Source organism: Nonomuraea sp. B12E4 (assembly GCF_039871825.1).
In the GTDB taxonomy this organism is placed as follows: domain Bacteria; phylum Actinomycetota; class Actinomycetes; order Streptosporangiales; family Streptosporangiaceae; genus Nonomuraea.
The window spans coordinates 61,197-81,160 of the sequence record NZ_JBDPME010000030.1 but is presented as its reverse complement, the minus strand read 5'-3'; the positions used below and the strand labels follow the sequence as shown (position 1 = coordinate 81,160).

The 19,964-nt window shown below is 68.9% G+C and carries 18 protein-coding genes and 2 pseudogenes; 10 read left to right on the top strand and 10 right to left on the bottom strand.

Annotated elements, in window-relative coordinates:
* Positions 1-224 precede the first annotated feature (224 nt).
* Positions 225-887, bottom strand: coding sequence for a hypothetical protein (locus ABGB18_RS41060; protein WP_347701089.1), 663 nt, complete (start codon positions 885-887; stop codon positions 225-227).
* 4 nt (positions 888-891) lie between these two features.
* A complete protein-coding gene (locus ABGB18_RS41055) occupies positions 892-1,821 on the bottom strand; it encodes a UbiA family prenyltransferase (RefSeq protein ID WP_347701088.1) in 930 nt (309 codons plus the stop codon).
* A 171-nt stretch (positions 1,822-1,992) separates the two neighbouring features.
* On the opposite strand from ABGB18_RS41055, the gene ABGB18_RS41050 reads away from it, so the two are divergent.
* Both ABGB18_RS41050 and ABGB18_RS41045 read left to right on the top strand, forming a co-directional pair.
* On the top strand, positions 1,993-2,277 hold the full coding sequence (locus ABGB18_RS41050; protein ID WP_347701087.1) for a transposase: 285 nt from the start codon (positions 1,993-1,995) through the stop codon (positions 2,275-2,277).
* 337 nt (positions 2,278-2,614) lie between these two features.
* On the top strand, positions 2,615-3,004 hold the full coding sequence (locus ABGB18_RS41045) for a hypothetical protein (protein ID WP_347701086.1): 390 nt from the start codon (positions 2,615-2,617) through the stop codon (positions 3,002-3,004).
* An 88-nt stretch (positions 3,005-3,092) separates the two neighbouring features.
* Here ABGB18_RS41045 and ABGB18_RS41040 read toward each other — a convergent pair whose 3' ends face one another.
* Together ABGB18_RS41040 and ABGB18_RS41035 are read right to left on the bottom strand one after the other, a co-directional pair.
* The gene (locus ABGB18_RS41040; protein ID WP_347701085.1) at positions 3,093-3,767 is read right to left on the bottom strand and encodes a hypothetical protein; all 675 of its coding nucleotides are present in this window, start codon (positions 3,765-3,767) and stop codon (positions 3,093-3,095) included.
* Entirely contained in the window at positions 3,764-4,864 is a 1,101-nt protein-coding gene (locus ABGB18_RS41035; RefSeq protein WP_347701084.1) for a hypothetical protein, read from the bottom strand. Before ABGB18_RS41035 ends, ABGB18_RS41040 begins: the two co-directional genes overlap by 4 nt.
* Positions 4,865-5,670: 806 nt before the next feature.
* On the opposite strand from ABGB18_RS41035, the gene ABGB18_RS41030 reads away from it, so the two are divergent.
* Positions 5,671-5,973 carry a hypothetical protein gene (locus tag ABGB18_RS41030; protein ID WP_347701083.1) on the top strand — a complete coding sequence of 101 codons (303 nt, stop codon included), beginning with the start codon at positions 5,671-5,673 and terminating at the stop codon, positions 5,971-5,973.
* Between the two features lie 27 nt (positions 5,974-6,000).
* A complete protein-coding gene (locus ABGB18_RS41025) occupies positions 6,001-6,420 on the top strand; it encodes a nuclear transport factor 2 family protein (protein ID WP_347701082.1) in 420 nt (139 codons plus the stop codon).
* Between the two features lie 45 nt (positions 6,421-6,465).
* On the opposite strand, the gene ABGB18_RS41020 is transcribed toward ABGB18_RS41025, so the two are convergent.
* Genes ABGB18_RS41020 through ABGB18_RS41010 form a run of 3 tightly spaced genes read right to left on the bottom strand, consistent with a single transcriptional unit; the run spans position 6,466 to position 10,456 of the window.
* Positions 6,466-7,893 carry a mannitol dehydrogenase family protein gene (locus ABGB18_RS41020; RefSeq protein WP_347701081.1) on the bottom strand — a complete coding sequence of 476 codons (1,428 nt, stop codon included), beginning with the start codon at positions 7,891-7,893 and terminating at the stop codon, positions 6,466-6,468.
* Positions 7,890-9,101 (bottom strand): D-mannonate dehydratase ManD, encoded by a 1,212-nt coding sequence (gene manD, locus ABGB18_RS41015; RefSeq protein WP_347701080.1) that lies wholly within the window; start codon positions 9,099-9,101, stop codon positions 7,890-7,892. The genes ABGB18_RS41020 and manD overlap by 4 nt, the downstream gene beginning before the upstream one ends.
* Before the next feature lie 14 nt (positions 9,102-9,115).
* On the bottom strand, positions 9,116-10,456 hold the full coding sequence (locus ABGB18_RS41010) for an MFS transporter (RefSeq protein ID WP_347701079.1): 1,341 nt from the start codon (positions 10,454-10,456) through the stop codon (positions 9,116-9,118).
* 101 nt (positions 10,457-10,557) lie between these two features.
* Between ABGB18_RS41010 and ABGB18_RS41005 the strand changes: the two genes are divergently transcribed.
* From ABGB18_RS41005 to ABGB18_RS40990, 4 genes and pseudogenes are all read left to right on the top strand, one after another.
* Positions 10,558-11,310, top strand: a complete 753-nt coding sequence (locus ABGB18_RS41005) for a GntR family transcriptional regulator (protein ID WP_347701078.1) — start codon at positions 10,558-10,560, stop codon at positions 11,308-11,310.
* Positions 11,311-11,365: 55 nt separating this feature from the next.
* Entirely contained in the window at positions 11,366-12,373 is a 1,008-nt protein-coding gene (locus ABGB18_RS41000; protein ID WP_347701077.1) for a sugar kinase, read from the top strand.
* Positions 12,373-12,545, top strand: a pseudogene (locus tag ABGB18_RS40995) (IS701 family transposase); the annotation flags it as partial. The gene ABGB18_RS41000 and the pseudogene ABGB18_RS40995, both read left to right, overlap by 1 nt.
* Positions 12,546-12,757: 212 nt before the next feature.
* Entirely contained in the window at positions 12,758-13,189 is a 432-nt protein-coding gene (locus ABGB18_RS40990; RefSeq protein WP_347701076.1) for a Dabb family protein, read from the top strand.
* Between the two features lie 132 nt (positions 13,190-13,321).
* On the opposite strand, the gene ABGB18_RS40985 is transcribed toward ABGB18_RS40990, so the two are convergent.
* Complete coding sequence (locus ABGB18_RS40985; RefSeq protein WP_347701075.1) at positions 13,322-13,927, bottom strand: hypothetical protein; 606 nt, start codon at positions 13,925-13,927, stop codon at positions 13,322-13,324.
* A gap of 290 nt (positions 13,928-14,217) precedes the next feature.
* Entirely contained in the window at positions 14,218-14,799 is a 582-nt protein-coding gene (locus tag ABGB18_RS40980; protein ID WP_347701074.1) for a dihydrofolate reductase family protein, read from the bottom strand.
* Positions 14,800-14,938: 139 nt separating this feature from the next.
* Here ABGB18_RS40980 and ABGB18_RS40975 point away from each other — a divergent pair, with 139 nt between their 5' ends.
* Positions 14,939-17,737, top strand: a complete 2,799-nt coding sequence (locus ABGB18_RS40975; protein ID WP_347701073.1) for a BTAD domain-containing putative transcriptional regulator — start codon at positions 14,939-14,941, stop codon at positions 17,735-17,737.
* A 69-nt stretch (positions 17,738-17,806) separates the two neighbouring features.
* Here ABGB18_RS40975 and ABGB18_RS40970 read toward each other — a convergent pair.
* Positions 17,807-18,025 (bottom strand): annotated as a pseudogene (locus ABGB18_RS40970) (proteasome accessory factor PafA2 family protein); the annotation flags it as partial.
* 692 nt (positions 18,026-18,717) lie between these two features.
* Between ABGB18_RS40970 and ABGB18_RS40965 the strand changes: the two are divergent.
* Positions 18,718-19,962, top strand: coding sequence for a sugar ABC transporter substrate-binding protein (locus ABGB18_RS40965; protein ID WP_347701072.1), 1,245 nt, complete (start codon positions 18,718-18,720; stop codon positions 19,960-19,962).
* The last annotated feature ends 2 nt before the right edge of the window (positions 19,963-19,964 follow it).

Here is a 19,964-nt window from a genome sequence, read left to right as displayed (position 1 = left end):
GTCCGCAAACCCGTGGGGGACCACGCCGGATGCACAGGCTGGGACCTGAGGGTCACGGGGATGTCGCTGGTTCTCGCCAGGCACGACCGCCGCAGGTACAAGAGCCCCAAGGGTGTCAATACTCCGTTCACGGTCGTGAGCTGCCGCTCTGTCTCGGCTACCTGGTCGGAGCAGTGGTCGGGTGGATGGACTTTTCAGCAGGCACAGAGTCCTAAGCCCGGCCCTTAGGACTGCGAAGGAGCGGGTTTGAAACGACGGGAGAGGGTCGGGATCGCGGCCATCCCGGCGAAGAAGAAACCGAGGCCCACGGAGCCGAGCACAGCCACGTACAGCACGAAACCCGGAGCGACGGCCAGCAGCACAAACAGCATCGCCCCCATGAGGTGGAGCGCGGAGACAGCGATGAGCGGAGGCGCCGAGAGCTGATCAGTGATCTTGGGTAGCACGATCAGATCGCGGACGAAGAGAAAACCGAGGGCAAGAGCGATCATCGCCGCACTCAGGCGGAACAGGTCCTCATCGAGGGTCACCGGCGCGCCGGTGGTCCGGTGAATGGCAGCCGCGCTGAACCGGATCGCGATGTAGAGCGGGACCGTGACGAAGATATTGTCCAGGACCACATGGCCGTAGCCGTACGGAGCCTGGAATCGCACGTGCAGCGCCAGGACCCCGACCGTCGTCCCCAGCAGCACGCCGAAGATCATGCCCATGATGAACACGGCGGCCCACACCTTGGTGTCCACCTTGTCCGCCACGGCCGCGACTGATACGAGGGTGTCCGACGCTCGCTCCAGAACCAGGGCGATCACCAGGAGCATGGCCCAGACGTTGATTTCGAGCAGCTTCTTACGCAGCTCGACTTCGTCCGGATTGACGCTAGAGACCACGCCGCTACACCCCCCACCGTCCAGCTATGCTCAGCGGGAGCAGCGCCAGCATGTTGATCAGAACCAGCAAGTGCGACAGGCCACGGCTGGCGGCCAGCGAATCCTTCCAGAGCAGGGCGATGCCCGCCAAGAGGGCGGGGAGCATGCCCGGGAACAGCCAGATCGCGGGCAGCCGGTCGAAAAGAGCGACCAGCAGCGCAACGAAGAGCGCGTAGGTCAGGCTCGCTGCGAGAGGAATCACGAGCGCCTTGGTCGGACCCAGGATGGCGGCGAAAGAGTTGATCCCGGCGATCCGGTCGCCGCGCCTATCCCGCACATCCCAGGCCACCTCGATGGTGAAGACACTGCAGGCGACCAAACCGACCGCGAGCATGGACTCAAGGGTCAGCACACCCGTCGGATAGACCAGCGTGGCGACCGGCCAGACGAGCGATGGGATGACGTTCTTCGCCCCCGCCACCTGTTTGAGACGCCGGTGAGTGAGAAGAGGCGCCGAGTAGAGGACGCCGGCGAGCAGCATCACCGCCAGCAATGCCGTTGCCGCATAGCCCAGAAAAACCATCGAGAGCAGGAGGCTCGCGACCATCGCCGCCACAGCCATCGCGCGAAGTGCGGTCCTGGATCGGTAGGCTTGAGCGTATGCGCCGGGGTCGTTTATCTGGTCTTCGACGAAATCGAAAACCCGGTTGAACTGATAAACGCCGAACCCGGCCAGCAAGACCGGCAGCATCGCCATCCAGGCGACTTCTGCCCCGAACCACGGCGGCATCGCCCACATGATCGCAATCGCGCCGGCCCCAAGATAGACGCGATTGTTCACGATGAACTGCACGATCGACACCCGGCCGGGGGCCTCGCGCAACCGTGCGGCTCCCGAGATGCGCCGGCTGGCGAGGTCGTTCGCGGGCGCAATCGGAAGAATCCGTAGCAGCACAACAATGATGTTAGCCAAGAGCTTCCGCGCTGGGGAGATGCCAGCAACGGATTTCACGGCCGTGGGGCATGGCTCGGCGGTGAGGGTCAGCGCGCGTAAGAAAGCACCTGATCTCGTTTCGTAATGATCTGTCCGTGTCGAACCGACCATCGCGTCGTTGATCTTCGCCTGATGCCTCGGCGTTCCTGTCGCAGCAACTTGTCAGATGCCCGATGGGCGTTGATCGAGCCGACGTTGACGGCATGGCGGGCAGCGCGGCGCGTGCCCGGCGTCGCAACTCGGGCCCATGATTTGCGGGAAATCGTGAACGCCATCTCGTACGGGTGCCGAGCGGGCTGCCGTTCCGGCACGGCCTGGCCCCATCGAGTGGTGAGCGAGGCACCGGAGCAGTGTGGTTATGGCGCGCGCTCGCCGAACAGGTGCGCCCCGGCCAGTGCCGATGCTGCCCCTTCCTGATGGCGCTGGCCGAGATCCCCGATCGACAGGGCCGTCGTCCCGATCAGCCCAGCAGGCCCGAGCCATGATGACCCGCCGAGCGCAAGAATGAGCGCATGTCAGCGTCCGACGCACCACCGGGGCCCGAACCGGCCCCGCCAGGGCCTTGATTCGAACGTTCCGCCGCGGAATCGGCCGCCGGGAGTGGCGCTCCGCGCACCACATGGCCATCAAAGTAGTCGCGGGAGGGCCTGTCACGGCCGGGTTTCGGGTCGCCATCGGGGATTTTGATGATTCGAATAGCGCGCTTAGCATGGAAATGGTGATGGTGTCAAGGCAACTAGCGAGGGGAGTCGCCATGAACATCTACACCGTGGAACTCAAGAACCAGCCCGGCGAGCTGGCCCATGTGTGCGAGGTGCTCGGTCGAGCCGGGATCAACATCGAGCCGGCCGGAGCGACCTCCGGCGATCACGGGACCGTCTACTTCACCGCGCAGGACGAACCGGGCGCGGCCGCGGCCCTGGAGGGAGCCGGCATCGAGTTCAGAACGCACCCCGCGCTCACGGTGACCTGCCCCGATCAGGCCGGTGAGGCGGCCAAGTTCACGCGCAGGCTGGCGAACGCCAACATCAACGCGGAGTGGCTGCTGCCCGTCTCCATCTGCCAGGGCCAGGCCACCTTCGCGCTGTGCGTCGACAAGTTCGACGAAGCGCGGAGCGCGCTGGGTGATCAGGTCTCCGGATAGGTCTGAGTTCACATCAGGGCGACGAGCACATCGGTGGGGCGGTGTGCTCGTCCTTGTTCCCTGTCTGCACGACGCCGGCAGACCCCCGTCAGCGCACGTTCTCGTCCCGAAGATCCTTGCCGACTCGACCGGTTCCGCTCTCGCCCATGATCACCGCAGGGCCGTTGGCGACCTTCTTGGTGAGGAGCTCTCCGGTCTCGACGCAACTCGTCCCCACGGGCAGTGGCGGCGGCCGGTCGGGGAACAGGTCGGAAACGGGCTCCTGCGAGCCTGGCACGCGCATCTCGATGGACGTGTCGACCTTGCCGGAAACATACCCGAGCCCGTTCGCGATCGCGAAGTAGGACACCCCATTGACGATCTTGTACGCGTGGGCGGCGAATGACCACGCGTCCCAGGCGCCGTCCTGTGGCGGGCTGGGATCGTCGGACCTGCGCGGCGGCAGGCAGACCGTGGCGTAGACGGTCCAGCCGCTGTCACGCAGTTGCCGCATTCCCGTCGTGGCCCATTGCCGAGCGCCGTTGGCGGGATCCGCCGCCGGCTGGCGGGCCAGGACCACCGTCACCCTGCCTCGGGTGGCGGGGAGGCGGTCCGACTTCTGGAACGCGACCCTGGCGGACGGCTTGGTGACGGCCGCGCGGACGAAGGGCTGCGACAGCATGACCTTGAGCTGGTCGTGGTCGGCCTGGGTGGTGCCGCTCTGGGCGAGACAGCCGTTCACCAGCACGCACATCGGAATCAGCAGCAGGAGTCGCCTGGTCATTTCGGGGTCACCACGCCCTGCACGTGCTTGTAGCCCAGCGCCGAGACGTTGCCGTTGCGGAAGTCGTCCTCGCTGATGCGGGTCACCTCCCCGCTCGGATTGTAGAAGACCAGGTTGTCGCCCTCGTGGCCGACGAGCAGCACGTAGTGGGCAGGGTAGGAGTCTCCGATGAGCACCGGCACCGTGTGGCCGGCGTCCACCGCACCCACGGCGTCGTCGAGTGCGGGGTTGACCGATCCGGCGTCGGTGTCGTCGACGAGACGCCAGTCGTAGCCTCCGCCGAAGGAGTCGGCGTGCTTGTTCATCTCGTCGGTCAGGCCCCATGGGGTGGTGCCGAGGCTCTGCGGCCACAGAGTGTTGGTGTCGTCGTGGATGCGGTTCTGTTCGGAGGTGAACTTCTGCTGGAGCTCGGTCGGCGACAGCGAGTTGCCGTTCCCGTCCGTGGTCAGGCTCAGCGCGTACAGCGGGTCGTTCATGGCACGGGCCACCATGATCGAGGTCGACCCGCAAGTCGTCTGGTCCTGCTGCTCCAGCTCGACTCCGCTGACGCGGACCGTCCCGCTGTCGCCGGGGTTGACCAGGCTGAGGTGCTCGCGTAACCAGGTCTCGCTCTTGCCGTGAATGGTGGCGGCGAACTTGGCGATGTCGTCGATCGAGTTCCCGGCCGCGAGCGCCTTCATCAGGTAGGCCCGTTCCGCCTCGGAGCCGGCCTTGTCGAGCAAGTGCTGCAGGCGGGCTCGGTCCGCTTCCGACAGGGCGTCCATCTTGGCCGCCGCCTGGGCCAGCTGCGCCGTGGTGAGGATGCCGTTCTCTTCGCGGACGCCGCCGTTGATGCCCGCGTTCGCCAGCAGGACCGCGTCGAAGGCGTCCACATGGCATGAACGGGCGGCGCCGGCGCGCGCTTTGCCCTGTACGTCACGCATACCGCGCTGGAGCGTGTCGGATGCTGTCTGGAGCCGCTCGAAGACCTCGATGGCGCCGTGTATGGCTTCGATGGCCTTGCGGATCTCGTCGATGACCCCGCCGTCGTGGTCGAAGGGCCACACGGTCTGCCAGACGTTGCGCACGATGTCCTGGGCGCTGTTGAGCTCGCCCACCGCCTCGGCCAGGCGCTGCCGGTGATGACCCAGGTCCCGCCGACGCGCGCGTTGCCAGGCACCACTGTTCGAGTACCTCGCGATAAACCTCGAACTCCTCCGCCCAGGCGTCCCGCACCGCTGTCACGGCTGCGGCCGGATCGGTGAGCTCGAATTCGTCCTTGGGTGAGTCGAGCGCCTGCTTCCAGTCGCGGCGGGCGAGCCGGATGTCCTCGGCGACATCGCAGATGGTGCCAGCTTTCCGCTTTATCCCGCCATATGCGTACAGAGCCTCAGATGAACTCATGCCTTCCTCTGGGGACCTATCGAAAACGCGGCATCAGATGGAGAAATTCGGCTTACACGGGGGCAAATCACAAATGTCGGAACAGCGTACCGCCCCACCCGTCACCGCTGCCACGTCCGGCCCGGACAGAGCGAGCGATGCCGTATGCGGATCCCGACCTTGCGCGTCCGCGGCGCTGCGGCGGGGGCCAGGAAGTGTGGGCAGTGGCATCGGCACGTCCCAGTCGACAACGTCCTTTCCGCGAACGACCGTCGGATTAGAAGAAGGATCTTTTAGCGCCGCGCGGCACCAGTGCGTGATGTTCCGTGCCGCCTCAGCGCGTTTTGTGTGTCCAGCAGTGCCGGGTTCTGACGGCGTGTGACGGGGCGTACGAGCACGCACCGAGCACGGCTGACACCTTGATTTGATCATTGCAGGTGGCGCCACACGATGAACTCCGCACCCCAGAGCACGCCGGCATGCGCAAGAAGGCCATCCTGGCCGGAGACCGAGCGCCCCGTACGCGCTGCGCCAGGCCATCATGGCCTTCCGTAACAGCGGCGTCGTCGTCGTAATCGTCGGTGTCTATGGCGGGCTGATGGACAAGTTCCCCGATAGGCTCGCTGATGAACCGGTCGCTGGCCGTCCGCGCCGGGCAGCGTACCACGTGCAGCACTACCTTCAGCCGCTGCTCGGCCGCATCCGCCGGGGCGAGCTCGACCCGAGCTTCGTGATCTCGCACCGGCTGCCGCTGAGGGAAGCTCCACAGGTTCCAATCGTTCAAGAACAAGCAGGACGAGTGCAACAACGCCGTGAGCCGCCGGGCGGCGGCCCGGCGGCGTGACCGGCACCCCACGACAGGAAACCCACGATGCCCGACGTCATAGACCAGATGGTGACCGCTATCAACGCCCAGGACGTGAACGGGGTCGTGCGCTGCTACCAAGCCCGGGCCACCGTGGTCGGCCCGGAGTTGCAGGCCGAGGGCCATGAACAGATCCGCTCCTACCACCTCCACATGTGGGAGGCGTTCCCCGGCGCCCGCATGACCATCTGGGAACACGTCACCGAAGGCGACACGGTGGCGATCGAGGGGGTCTACACCGGCACACACGAGGGGCCGTTCCTGAGCCCCTGGGGTGAGGTGATCGCGCCGACCTCCAGGGCGATAAGCATCCGCTTCTGCTGGATGTTCACCCTGGAGGGCGGCGTCATCGTCAGCCAGCGCCTCTACCACGACCAGATGGAGATCTACAGCCAGCTCGGCGTCCGGTTCACCTCGGTGAGGTAGCGGTTCCACACCTTGTTGAGACTGATCTTGTTCAGAGCCGTCCACCTACTGGACACACCCGAGCCGCGGCGGGTCGGCCAGGTGCGTGGTGACGGCGGCGGTGAGGGAGGCGTCCTCGGCGAGGTCGTCGGCGCCGAGGACGGCCAGGAGGGCTCGTACGGCGTCGGCGCCCCGCCGGTCGGCCCACGCCTGGCGCAGCCGCGCCGCGGCGGGGTCGTCGGGCTCGCCGTCGCGGGTGTGCCTGGCCCACGCGGCCAGCGCGAGCTCCAGCATCGGTGTCTGCCCGCCCGCCGCGCGTAGCTCGCGCACTGGGGCCAGCCAGCGCTCGGGTATCTTGAGCGAGCCGTCGGCGGCGATCTGACGCAGCCTGTGCTGCATGGCGTGGTTGGCGAAGCGCTCGATCAGGTCGTCGGTGTACGTCTCGGCGGAGAGGCCGCCGGTCAGCGTCGCCGCCACCTCGGCTGTGTAGGCGCGCACGACTCGCTCGCCCCACGGCGTGTCCATGACATCGGCCACGGTCTCGCACCCGGCGGCCAGCCCCAGGTAGGCGATGAGCGAGTGGGCGCCGTTGAGCAGCCGCAGCTTCATGATCTGGTGGGGGCGGACGTCGGGCACGAAAGCGACTCCGGCGGCCTCCCAGCGGGGCCGGTCGGCGGCGAAAGCGTCCTGGACGATCCACTGGCTGAACGGCTCGCCCACCACCGCCCCCTCGTCCCGCAGGCCCAACGCCAGCTCGGCCGTACGGAGGTCGGCGCCGGTGGTGGCGGGCACGATGCGGTCCACAACGGTCGAAGGGAAGGCGACCGCGGAGCCGATCCAATCGAGCAGGCGCTCGCGCTCCGGCCAACTGCTCGCGGCGGCATATTCCCGGACAAGCCGCGCGGTGACCTCGCCGTTGCCGACCATGTTGTCGCACGACACGACGGAGATGGGAGCCCCCACCCGCATGCGCGCACGCAGCCCGGCGACGAGCTGTCCCACCACGGTGGTAGGCGTGGGTGCCCCCGCGAGGTCGCATCGCACCAGCGGATCGCCGACGGCGAGGCCACCGGTCTCCGGATCCCACCGGTAACCCTTCTCCGTCACCGTGATGGTGACCACGGCCACGTCGGGGTTGGCGAGCAACGCCGTCAACCGGTGCCCATCGTCGATCGCGTGCAGCACCTCGGTGACGGACCCGACGATCCGGATGGCGGGTCCGTTGGGCTCCCGCCGAGTCAGGGAGTACAGGCCGTCCTGCGGGCGAAGCTGGTCCACGACCGCACGGCTGCGCTGGGTGACGCCCGCGATGCCCCAGCCGCCACCGTGCGCGGCCTCGGCCCGCTCGGTGTAGACAGCCTGGTGCGCCCTATGGAAGGCGCCGATGCCGAGGTGGACCAGACGCGGTCGCAGCGACGCGGGATCGACCGCGGGCCGCAACGGCTCAGGCACCCGGGGCAGCGTGGCTCGGGAGAGCCGGTCCGCGGTGCTCACCAGTCGTGCACCGAGCCGTCGGCCCTGCGGCTGACCGGTAGGTACTTCGGCTCGTACGGGAAGCGGACGGCGGCCTCCTCGTCCATCTCCATGCCCAGGCCCGGCGCCGTGGAGGGGTAGAGGGCGCCATCGCGCAGCTCGTAGGTAGGGCGGAACACCTCGTGGGTGAGCGGTTCGTGCTCCATGTACTCCTGGATGCCGAAGTTGGGGACGGTCACGTCCAGGTGCACGGCTGCGGCCATGCTGACGGGCGACAAGTCGGTGGCGCCGTGCGAGCCGGTGCGCACCTGGTACAGCTCTGCCAGGTTGAAGATTCGGCGGACGTGGGTGATGCCGCCGGCGTGTGCGACGGAGACACGGATGTAATCGATGAGCTGCTCAGTGATGAGCTGCTGGCAGTCCCAGATGGAGTTGAAGACCTCCCCGACGGCTATCGGCGTCGTGGTGGCCTGGCGGATCTGACGGAAGGAACCCTGCAGCTCGGCGGGTGTGGGGTCCTCCATCCAGAACAGTCGCAGGTCCTCAAGCCGCCGCCCGAGCCGCCCCGCCTCGGTGGGTGTGAGCCGGTGATGCACGTCGTGCAGCAGGTGGAAGTCGAAGCCGAACCGTTCGCGCACCGCTCCGAGGTAGCCGGGGGCGAAGTCCAGGTACGCCTCGCTCGACCACACCTGCTCCTCCGGCAGCGAGGCATTGGCCGGTTCGTACACCCCCCGGCCGTGCCTGACGCCGTAGCCGCCGGGGGTGCCGGGCACGGCGGCCTGGGCACGGACCGCCTGGTAGCCGAGATCCCTGAAGCGCGCGATATCGTCCAGCAGTTCGGCGACGTCGCCGCCGCTGGCGTGGCCGTACACCATGGCACCCTCGCGCGCCTTACCGCCGAGCAGCTCATAGAGTGGCAGCCCCGCCATCTTGCCCTTGATGTCCCACAGGGCGGTGTCGACGGCGGCAATGGCGGTCATGGTCACAGGACCGCGGCGCCAGTAGGCGCCCTTGTAGAGATACTGCCAGGTGTCCTCGATGCGGGCGGGGTCGCGGCCGATCAGCAACGGCGCAACGTGGTCGCGCAGGTAGCTGGCGACGGCCAGCTCGCGGCCGTTGAGGGTGGCGTCTCCCAGGCCGGTCACGCCATCCGATGTCGTGATCTTCAACGTCACGAAGTTGCGCCCCGGAGAGGTGACGATGACCCTCGCGTCGGTAATGGTCGTCATATCTCCCGCTCTCCTCAGGCGTTCGTGGTCTGGATGACACGGGGCTGGTCGGCGTACTCCTTGCCGGACAGGCGGCCAGGCGCCGTCTCGGGCATGAAGAACAGCGCGATGACGCTGACCAGGACGAGGGCGCCGACGTACAGAGCCACCCAGCCGAAGGAGCCGTGGCCGGCGATCAGCAGAGCGGTCGCGACCACCGTGAAGGGGCCGGAGGCGATCATCGAGCCGAACTGCCAGACGGCCGAGACGCCGCTGTAGCGAACCGAGGGCGGGAACAGTTCGGGGAAGTAGGCCGCCTGCGGCGCATAGGTCCCCGCGTGGCCCAGCGCCAGACCGGCGACAAGTAGCAGCACGATGACAGCCATGTTCCCGGTCTCGATGGCCTTGAACGCGGGCACGATCAGCACCAGGTTCAGCACGGCGGCGGCCAGGTAGACCGGGCGGCGGCCGACCCGGTCGGTGAGGCGGCCGATCAGCGGGATCGTGATGAGCTCGCAAACGATCGCGACGATGACCGCGTTGAGCACCATGGAGGCATCCACACCGTGTTCCGTGCCGTAGGAGACGAGGAAGACGGTGTAGAAGGGGAACACCGCGGCCTCGGCGAACTTCGTGAGCAGCCCGCCGAACACCTCCTTGCGGTGGTTGCGCATCAGCAGGGGCAGCGGGGCGCTTTCCGCCCGACTGTTCCTCCTTGCGGCCTTGAAGATCTCCGACTCGTCGATGCGCAGGCGAACGAACAGGCCGATGACCACGACGACGGCACTGAGCAGGAACGGCACCCGCCAGCCCCACGAGAGGAACGACTCTTCGGAAAGGGAGTTGGTCAGCACCGCGAACAGCGCGCTGGGCACCAGGTAGGCGGCGGGGCTGCCGAGTTGCACGAAGCTCGAGTACCAGCCACGGCGGGCGGGCGGCGCCGCCTCCATGGTGAGCAACACGGCCCCACCCTGCTCGCCGCCCACCCCGAACCCCTGCACGAGGCGGACGAGCACCAGGATCGCCGTCGCCCACATCCCGATCTGCTGGTAGGTGGGCAGCAGGCCGATGACGAAGGTCCCCAGGCCGGTCAGCAGCAGCGTCGAAACCAGCGCCCGCTTGCGGCCGATCCGGTCACCGATGTGGCCCCAGACCAGGCCCCCGAGCGGGCGGGCGAAGAACCCCACGGCGTACGTCGAGAAGGCGGCCAGCGTCCCGACCGCGGGATCGACCTCGGGGAAGAAGATCTTGTTGAAGGCAAGCGCGGACGCGGTGCCGTAGATGAAGAAGTCGTAGTACTCCGCCACGGTTCCCACGACGGACGCTCCGACGGTCCGCCGCAGGTCCCTCGGCGCGACTGCATCCCCGTCCTTCATGACGGCCTCCTCTCATGACGACGCAGATTACGTACTCGTTACGTGGTCGACTACCATACAAGTGCACCAGCCACTTTTGTCCAGTGATAAGAAGGACTTCTATGGCATCGAAGGAAGGACTGCAGGCCGCTCGCGCCCGCGGCGGGAACACCCGCCAGCTGGTGCACGAGTTGCTACGGACACAGATCATCAACCTTGAGCTGGAGCCAGGCACGGCCCTGTCGGAGAACGACCTCGCCGCCGAGCTGAGCGTCAGCAGGACCCCCGTGCGTGAGAGTCTGATCCTGCTGACCGACGAGGGGCTCGTCGATGTCTATCCGCAGATGGGCACGTTCGTCGCGCGCATCAAGTTCAGTGACATCGCCTCGGCGCAGTTCATCAGGGAGGCTCTGGAGATGGCCGCGTTGCGCGAGGCGGTGACCCGGGTCACCGACCGCGACGTGACCGACCTGCGCGCCCTGCTCTCCGCGCAACGCGACGCGGAAGGGCGCGCGGACACCGAGGCCTTCTTCCAGCTCGACGAGGAGTTCCACGCGCGGCTCATGGCGGTCAGCGGCCACGGCGACGCCTGGCGCGTCGTCGGTCAGGCCAAGGCGCAGCTCGACCGGGCCAGGCGGCTGTCACTACCGCTCACCCAGCAGCTCCACCTGCTGATCCGCCAGCACACCGACGTGGTCGACCGGCTGGAGGACCGCAACTTGAAGCGCGCAGAGGAGGCGCTGCGGCGGCATCTGCGCCTGGTGCTGAGCGATGTGGAGAAGATCAGGGCCCGGCATCCCGAGCTGTTCAGCGAGGACGACGTGCCGGTCCGCCCGCGCCGCGAGACCCGGCGCTCCCCCGCCCAGCCCCGGTGAGCCCAACCTCCATGAGCCCGGCCCCATGAATCCCACCGCGATGAGAGGAACGCATGTGAGCACCGCAGCGCTGGGGAAGGAGCAGCTCCCTCCCGGAGGGCCGTCCATGAGCGAGCAGACCCGGGGATTCGTCACCGTGGGAGAGACCATGGTCCTGCTCACCGCCGAGCGCGTCGGGCCGCTGCAGCACTCCCCCGGCATGGCCGTCGGCATCGGCGGCGCCGAGAGCAACGTGGCGATCGCGCTGCGGCGGCTCGGTGGTCCCGCCACCTGGATCGGCCGCGTGGGGGCAGACGGCTTCGGCGACCTGGTGCTGCGCGAGCTGCGGGCCGAGGGCCTGGAGGTGCGCGGCATCGTCGACGACGAGGCGCCGACCGGGCTGATGGTGAAGGAGCGGCGTACCAGTAGGTCGCTCAGCGTCTGGTACTACCGGGCGGGCAGCGCCGGATCGCGGCTGCGGCCCGCCGATGTGTCCGAGGAGGCCATCGCGCGCGCCTCGCTGCTGCATGTCACCGGCATCACCCCCGCGCTGTCCGGCTCGGCCGCCGAAGCCGTGCGCCATGCGTTGAGGCTGGCCCGGCACCACGGCCTGACCGTCTCCTTCGACGTCAACTACCGCTCGCGGCTCTGGACATCTGAGCGGGCCTGCAAGGGACTGATCGACATCCTGTGCGACAGCGATGTGGTCTTCGCCGGCGCCGAGGAGGCCGAGCTGTTCGTTTCAGCCACGGACGACCCCCTGGACCTGGCTGCCCGGCTCGCCGATCTCGGCCCCTCCCAGGTGATCGTCAAACTGGGCGCGCGGGGCTGCGCCGCCGTCATCGACGGGCGCCGCCTGACGCGTGCCGCCGTACCGGTGGACGTCCTGGACCCGGTAGGGGCGGGGGACGCCTTCGTCGGCGGCTACCTGGCCGACCTGCTCGCCGGCGAGCCACCCGAGGTTCGGCTGGACACCGCCGTCACCGCCGGCGCGTTCGCCTGCACGGTCTCCGGCGACTGGGAGGGCCTGCCCACCCGGGCCGAGCTCGGTCTCCTCGCCCGGCGGGAGGACGTGACGCGCTGAGCGGCACCGCGGGCCGGATCGAGAACTGTCTCCGGCCTACGCCACCCCGGCCGGGCGGGCGCTGCTGGACCGGCGGCTCTACCCGCCCGAACAGACCTGGCTGGCCGATCCCGAGCGTTGCCCGGCCGCCGCCGTCCCGGACGATACCGCCTTCGCCACCAAGCCCGCCCTGCCCACCCAGATGCTCCTGGCCTCGCTGGAGGCCGAGCTACAGCCCACTGCTGCGGTGGAATCCACCGTTTCTGGAAACCGATTATCCGGTCCACCAAGAACTGGTGCCAGGAGGCCGCGGTCTGCTGTTGCTGCCGTCGTATTTCTGCTGTCGCAGGCCCGTGACCTTGGTCGATCCAGACCTGCGCCCTGTGCTCGTCTACCCGGTGGCCCGTGAAGTCCACGTCGCCCGCCGCAGGACGTGCGGGCTGCGGCTGGATCAACGACACGACGCCCGGTGTCCTCGGCGAGGCGATCGAGAGCCTGCGCAACCAAGGCCGGGTCATCCCCTCGGTCGTCTCGTTCGTGGTCGGCCCCGGCGTCGGGGGCGAGTACGAGCTGGGCGCCATCTACGTCATCAAGGACCTCGACGGCTACTGGGAGTACCTCAAGCACCCCGCCCACCGGCACAGCGACGAGATCGGCCTTCCGCTGGTCGACAAGTTCGTCTCCTTCGACGTCACCGACGACCCGGATCCCCAGATCGCCGAGAAGATCGCCGAGCTGCACCGGCGTCGTTACGAAGAGGACCCGGCCCTCGCCAAGCTCGTGTCCGACCTGAACTCCTACACCGGCAGCAGCGCCCCCGGGCCGCATGGCCAGTGACGGCTGGGCCACGGCCGGTGACCATACCGCAGACAAGCCGTAACCTGCGCCGGTTCTTGCGGTTGCGCCGCGTCCGCCGCGAACCGCACGTAGGCAGGTCAAGCCGAGGCCGCCTGCTGCGCGGGACTCCGGTCAGGGGGAGATCTCGGGCAGTCGCGGGCGGGTGCGGTAGCGGTGGCGCTGGTAGAGGTAGAAGAGAACAAGGTGCACAGCGGCGGCGAGCAGGCCGAGGGTGATCGCCGCGCCGAGCGGGAACGCGAGGGCGGCCAGAAGCGTGATGCCCGCGCCGATCACGATGCTGTTGATCGCAATGATCATCATCGCGATCGTGAACAAGCCGACGAGCCAGTCGCGCCGCCGCCCGATGCCCATGGTGGCGGCCGCCGCAGTGACGGCATCGTTCTCGGCGGGCCCGGCCCAGGCGATGATGTAGTCGGAGGCCTGCGGGGATAACTGGCGGTAGTAAAGGCGGATGCGGGCTATCGCGCTGCGACACAGGATGTTCTGCAGGCCCGTGTCGACCAGGCGCACGCTGGTGAAGAGGCCGAGGATGGCCAGCGCAGGCAGGAGGGTCGCGGCCAGCGGGACGAACGCCGGCGAGGGCGGGGCGGCGAAGCCGAGTGCCACCAGCGAACTGGACAGCGCCATCACGTACAAAGTGGCGCGGGCCGACTCCTCGCTGGTGGCGGTACTGATGGCGGTCTGCAGGACGAAATGCTCCGTCGTGAGCGCGGACATGAGGGCGGGATCGTCGTTCGTCATGTGGATAATCCTCCCCGCGGAGGAGCCCGCAGTGACCGCCGGCGGGGGGAGAAGCTCCCGCGGGCAGCAGATCGAGCACGCAGTTGCCCCTGTGCGTGATTTGGTTGTCGTTCAAGTCATCCTCTTCCTCTGCAGGCAGGGGCGTACGACCCCGCGCGCGGCGTTGGGTGTTGGTGCTGCTGATCATGCCGACCAGGGAGTCCAGGCGGTCCACCGTCGAAAGCCAGAAAGCCGGGGGCGGTGCCATCGAGGCGTCTCAACCTGCGTCAGCGGATCACCCGGAATCGCAGGTGGGTGGCGTTCGGGGAGTCGACCACCTGGACGCGCTCGAGCTGGAACCGTCCGCCCGGCTGCTCGAACAGCCGGGTGCCGCTCCCGAGCAGGACCGGAGCCAGGTGGATCTGGATCTCATCCAGCAGGCCGGCGGTGAGGCACTGCTGGGCTGCGCTGGCACCGTGGACGGCGGTCACCTTGTCCCCCGCCGCGGCCTTGGCCTGCTCCACCGCGCTGTGAATGCCGCCGGTGACGAAGGTGAAGACCGACGGCGCCCGGACCGTCTCCGGGGCCGGCGGCTTGTGGGTGAGCACGAAGCACGGCACCTGGCCGGCCGGGCCGCCGTCACCCCACCCTCCGTCGCCCTCGGCCAGGTCGTAGGACAGCCGGCCCATCAGGATCGAGCCCGCGCCGTCGCGCATCCCGGCCAGCAGTTCGGTGTCACGGGGGTGCGGTTCGTGCAGCCACTGGTGCAGGACCTCGCCGCCCTCTCCGAGCTGGTGTTCCCGGGTGACGTCCGGCCCGGTGACGAACCCGTCCAGCGACATCGAGATCCCCGCGATGACCTTGCTCATGACATGTCCCTCTCAAGTGGTTGCCGCGTCGTGGAATTCCCGCCTATGCGGGATGATCACCAGCTTGGCGGACCGGGGGTGGCAGAGTTGTGTCACTCTGGTGAAACTCGTCGCCGGCCCGGGTAAGGAGGCGAACCGCTTGGTTACTGTCGAGCTGCTCGGGCCGCTGCGCGTCTCGGTGGGCGGGCGGCCGGTCGAGCTCCCGGCCGGGCGGTTGCGCGCGTTGCTGGCCGTACTGGCGATGTCAGCGGGCCGTGCCGTCCCGACGGACAGGCTGGCGATCGCGGTGTGGGGTACGGATGCGGGCGGGGGCCCGCGGACCAACGTCCGTACGAACGTCAAGCGGCTGCGTCGCGCCCTGGGAACCGCCGATGAGCAGCTGATCGAGGCCCGGCCAGGCGGCTACCGGCTGAGGGCCGAGCCGAAACAGGTGGACGCGCTCCGCTTCGGCCGCCTGCTCGATGAGGCGGCGGCAGACCCGGCGGCCGAGCAGTCCCGGCTGGCCGCCGCGCTGGCGCTGTGGCGCGGCACTCCGTTCGACGGGATCCGTTCGGACTGGCTGGAGCGGTCGGTGGGCCCAGGGCTGCAGGAGCGGTACCTGACCGCGCTGGAGCGGCGGGTCGACCTGGACCTCGCGACAGGAGCATGTCCCATCCTGACCGACCTCACCGACTTGGCCGAGCGGCATCCGCTGCGGGAGTCTCTCTGGGTGCGGCTGCTCCGCGTCCTGGAATCGGCCGGCCGTCCCGCCGAGGCGCTGGAGCGGTACGAGACGATCCGGCGCCGGCTGGCCGAGGAGCTCGGCGCCGATCCCAGCCCCGAGCTGCGGCAGGTCCACGCCGGCCTGCTCGCCGGCGACGCCCCGCCCGTCACCCGCGCGGTTCCTCGGCAATTGCCCGCCGCAGTCGACGGGTTCGTGGGACGCGAGGCCGAGTTGACGGCGCTCGACGCGCTGCTCCGCCCGCCGCCCGCGCCGTCCCGGTCGTCGGACGCCCCGCCCGGCCCGCTGGACGGGACGCGGTCCCGGTCGCCGTCGATCGCGGTGATCACCGGTACGGCCGGTGTCGGGAAGACCACGCTCGCCGTGCACTGGGCGCACCGGGTCGCCGGGCGCTTCCCGGACGGCCAGCTCTACGTTGACTTGCGCGGATACGACCCGTCACGGGAGGCCGTACGACCGGCGGCGGCCATCCGCGACCTCCTCGACGCGCTGCGGGTGCCGCCGCACCAGATGCCGGACGGTCCGGCCGCGCAGGCCGGGCTCTACCGCAGCCTGCTGGCCGGGCGGCGCATGCTGGTGCTGCTGGACAACGCCCGCGACGCCGCCCAGGTGGCCCCGCTGCTGCCCGGGGCGTCCGGCTGCCTGGTGGTGGTGACCAGCCGGGATCACCTCGCCGAGCTGGTGATGAGGTACGGGGCGCATCCGCTCACCCTCGATCTGCTGCCTCCGGTGGATGGCGAGCGGTTGCTGACCGTCCGGCTCGGCCGTGACCGGATCGCGGCCGAGCCCGCCGCCGTCGAGGAGATCGTCCATCGCTGTGCCGGGCTGCCGCTGGCGCTGGCGATCGTCGCCGCCCGCGCCGCGATCCATCCAGCGCATCCGCTGGGCGCGCTCGCCGGCGAGTTCCGGGACGCCCTCGGCGCGCTCGACCGTGCCGTCGATGCACGGGCGATCTTCTCCTGGTCGTACGAGACGCTCGCGCACGAGGCGGCGGCCCGGACGTTCCGGCTGGTCGCCGGGCTGCATCCCGGTCCCGGCTGCACGGACGACGCCGCCGCCAGCCTGGTGGGCGTCCCAGTCTCGCGGGTACGGGCACCGCTGGCCGAGCTGACCCGCGCCAACCTGCTCACCGAGCACGCCCCGGGCCAGTACTCATGCCACGACCTGCTGCGCGCGTACGCCGCCGAACTCTGCGAGGCCCGCGACGCGGACCGGGACGCCGTGCGGCACCGCGTCGTGGACCACTACGTCCATTCCGCATTCGCCGCCGCGGCGCACCTGCACGGGCGTACCGAGACCATCGCCCTTGCCGCGCCCCGCCCGGGCGTCTGCGTGACGGGCTTCGCCGGGACGGACGAGGCGATGGCCTGGTTCGAGGACAAGCGCCCCGCCCTGCTCGCCGCCCTCGATCTGGCCGCCGACCTGGGGCTTGACCGGCACGTCTGCTGGCTGGCGGGGGCGTTGTTCGTTTTCCTGCACCGGCGTGGACGCTGGCACGACCGGGCCGAGACCCAGCGGGCCGCCATGGCCGCCGCCCGGCGGCTGGGCGACCCGGTGGAGGAGGCCCGCGCGTGCCGCAATCTGGCCGCCGCGCTGGCCGATCTGGGCCGCTTCGACGACGCCCACCACCACCTCGACGCCGCCCTGGAACAGGATGTCCCCTCCGGTCAGGCGTGGACACACTACTTCCGGAATCTCGTGTACGGCTTCCAGGGCCGGGAGGCCGACGCGCTCGAGGCCGCCCGCCGCGCCCACGACCTCTTCGACCGGCTCGGCGACGAGGCCGGACAGGCCATCGCGCTCACCGACCTCGGCTGGTACCACGGGCGCCTGGGAAACCACGGCCAGGCCCTTGCCCTGTGCGAGCAGGCCCTGGTCCGGCATCAGAAGCTCGGCAACCGCCCCTACGAGGCCCATACGTGGTCATGCCTCGCCGACACCCGCCTCCAGCTGGGCGACCCCGCCGGGGCTGTCCCCTGCTACCTTCAGGCCCTCGACGTGTTCCGGGAGCTCGGCGACTCGTACGCCGAGGCCAGCACCCTCGCGCACCTGGGAGCCTGCCACCACCTCGCAGGCGACCACGCGGCCGCCGGCGAGCACTGGCGTCACTCCCACGCCCTGCTGCGTGACCTCGATCCGTTCACCTTCGACCAGGTCCACGCCCAGTTGACGACCATCGACAGGTCCACCGCCGACGCCTTCCGCGGGCGGCGCTGAGCTGTGTTCACTGCGGGACTTCCAGGAGTTACAGCAAACAGGTGCCGTAGCTACCTCGGCTCCACTCCGTCACATGCTGGCGATGAGTTTGTCCACCCGCTCGTCGACGCTGCGGAACGGGTCCTCGCACAGCACGGTTCGCTGCGCCTGGTCGTTGAGCTTCAGGTGTACCCAGTCGAGCTGGGCCACTCAGGGCGAGGACAACGGCAGGTCGTGCTTCTTGCGGTAACGCTCGATGAGCTGGTACTTGGTGACCCAGTCGATCTCCCGGGACACCGTGTCCACGCTCCCACCTCATCTGGCGGCGTCGCACGGCCGCTTCCGTCGCGGATCGGCGGCGCAGGCGGGGATCTCGCCCCCGTCTGCGAGAACCAGGTCTGATCGCGGACGTGACGAGGGCGATCACCACAACGATGATGATCAGCCACAACAGAGCCATGAAACCCACGCTTCGTACAGGAGCCAACACCGGAAGCGGGCATCGTAGCCCCGAGGGCTGAAAGGGCGCTGAAATGGGAGGTGAGCGCCCCTGTCAGGACTGGACGCCGTTGACGTCCCGGCGTGTGGACGTCGCGTCGTTCTCCGGGTTGATGTTCGTTCAGCGGACGGTGGCGGTGAAGGCGCGGCCGCAGGCGTGGCGGGTGGTCCGGCCCGTCCACGAGCAGCCGACCGGCCTGGCGGGGGCCGTCGGTGAAGCCGTCGGCGGCCACGGCGCGTGGCCGGGGTTTGGACGGACTGATCGACCGGCATCAGCAAGCGGCCTGCCGGGCCCCGTACGTCCAGGTCAGCCCGCGAATCTCGGGCCTCGTCCGCCACAGACCCCGGCAGGCGCTATCGGGACATCGCTTTTCCGGGCCGGCGTGGAGGACGGACGTGGACTGGCGGAAATCTTCCGGTCATCCGCTCGCAACCTGTTGACGGATGTCAGATCTCTTACTTATCTTCCGATCAAGTGTGAGGTACGTCACTTGGAGGTGCAGATGATACGGAGTGGGACGATTCACCTCGGTAGGCGCTGGGCTGCCACACTGCTCGCCGCCACGCTGTTAGCCGGCTGCGGGGGCGGCGGCGAAGGAGGCCAGGACGATGGCACGACGCTGACGCTCTGGCACTTCTACGGCCCGCCGGAAAGCGCTACCGGTGCCGCGCTCGTCCGTCTCCTGCAGCGCTACGAGCAGGCCCATCCGGGCGTCAAGGTGCAGCCCCGGCACATCCCCTTCGGCGAGTTCAACCGTACGATCTTGCAGTCGGCGGCCGGCGGCGAGCTGCCCGACATCGCCCTGATCGCCGCGACCTCCACGCAGGCCATGGCCGAGGCCGGGGTCATCCAGGACATCAGCCAACAGGTGGAGAGCTGGGGGAAGAAGAGCGGATTCCTTCCCTCCATCTGGCAGACCACCCAAGTCGGCGGTAAGACCTACGGACTACCGCACGTCGCCGACACCTATGCCGTCTACTACAACACCGACATGCTCGGCAAAGCGGCAATCGAGCCGCCGAAGACGTGGACGGAGATGGCCGAGACGGCCAAGAAGCTGACCTCTGACGACCGGCAGGGCCTGGCTGTCAGCGGCATCGAGGGCGAAGAGGGCGCCACCGCCCTCGTCATCCGTATCCTTGCGGCGGGCGGCGACGTGACCAAGGTCGACGCGCCTCCGGCCCAGGCGGCCCTGACGCAGTTCAAGGAGATGGTCGACGACGGCGCGATCTCCAAGGGGATGCTCGGCTGGAACGAGGAGGACGTCAAGAACCAGTTCGCCAACGGCCGGGCGGCCATGATGATCAACTCGGCCACGTACGTGAGCACCCTGCGCAAGGAGAACCCCGGCCTGAAGTGGAAGGTAGCGCTGCTGCCCGGCGACGCCAAGCAGCTCACTTTCCTGGCCGCGGAGAACCTCGCCATCACCTCCGGCAGCCGTCAGCCCGACGCGGCCTGGGACCTCATGGCCTGGACGCAGGACCCCAAGGTGCTGGGCGAGTACCTGCCCGACCGCAACAAGCTGCCCACCCGCGACGACGTGCCCGCCGACGGCGACGAGGTCCGCGGGGTCTTCATCGAGCAGCTCAAATCGGCCTGGGCCCCCAGCGGACCGCTGGCCAAGGACTCCAGCGAGGTCTTCACCCACGTCCAGGGCGCGCTGCAGGCGGCGGTGAGCGGCTCGGCGAGTGTCAACCAGGCTCTGGCCGACACCCAGCAGAAGATCGACAAGACGCTGGCCGAGTAAGG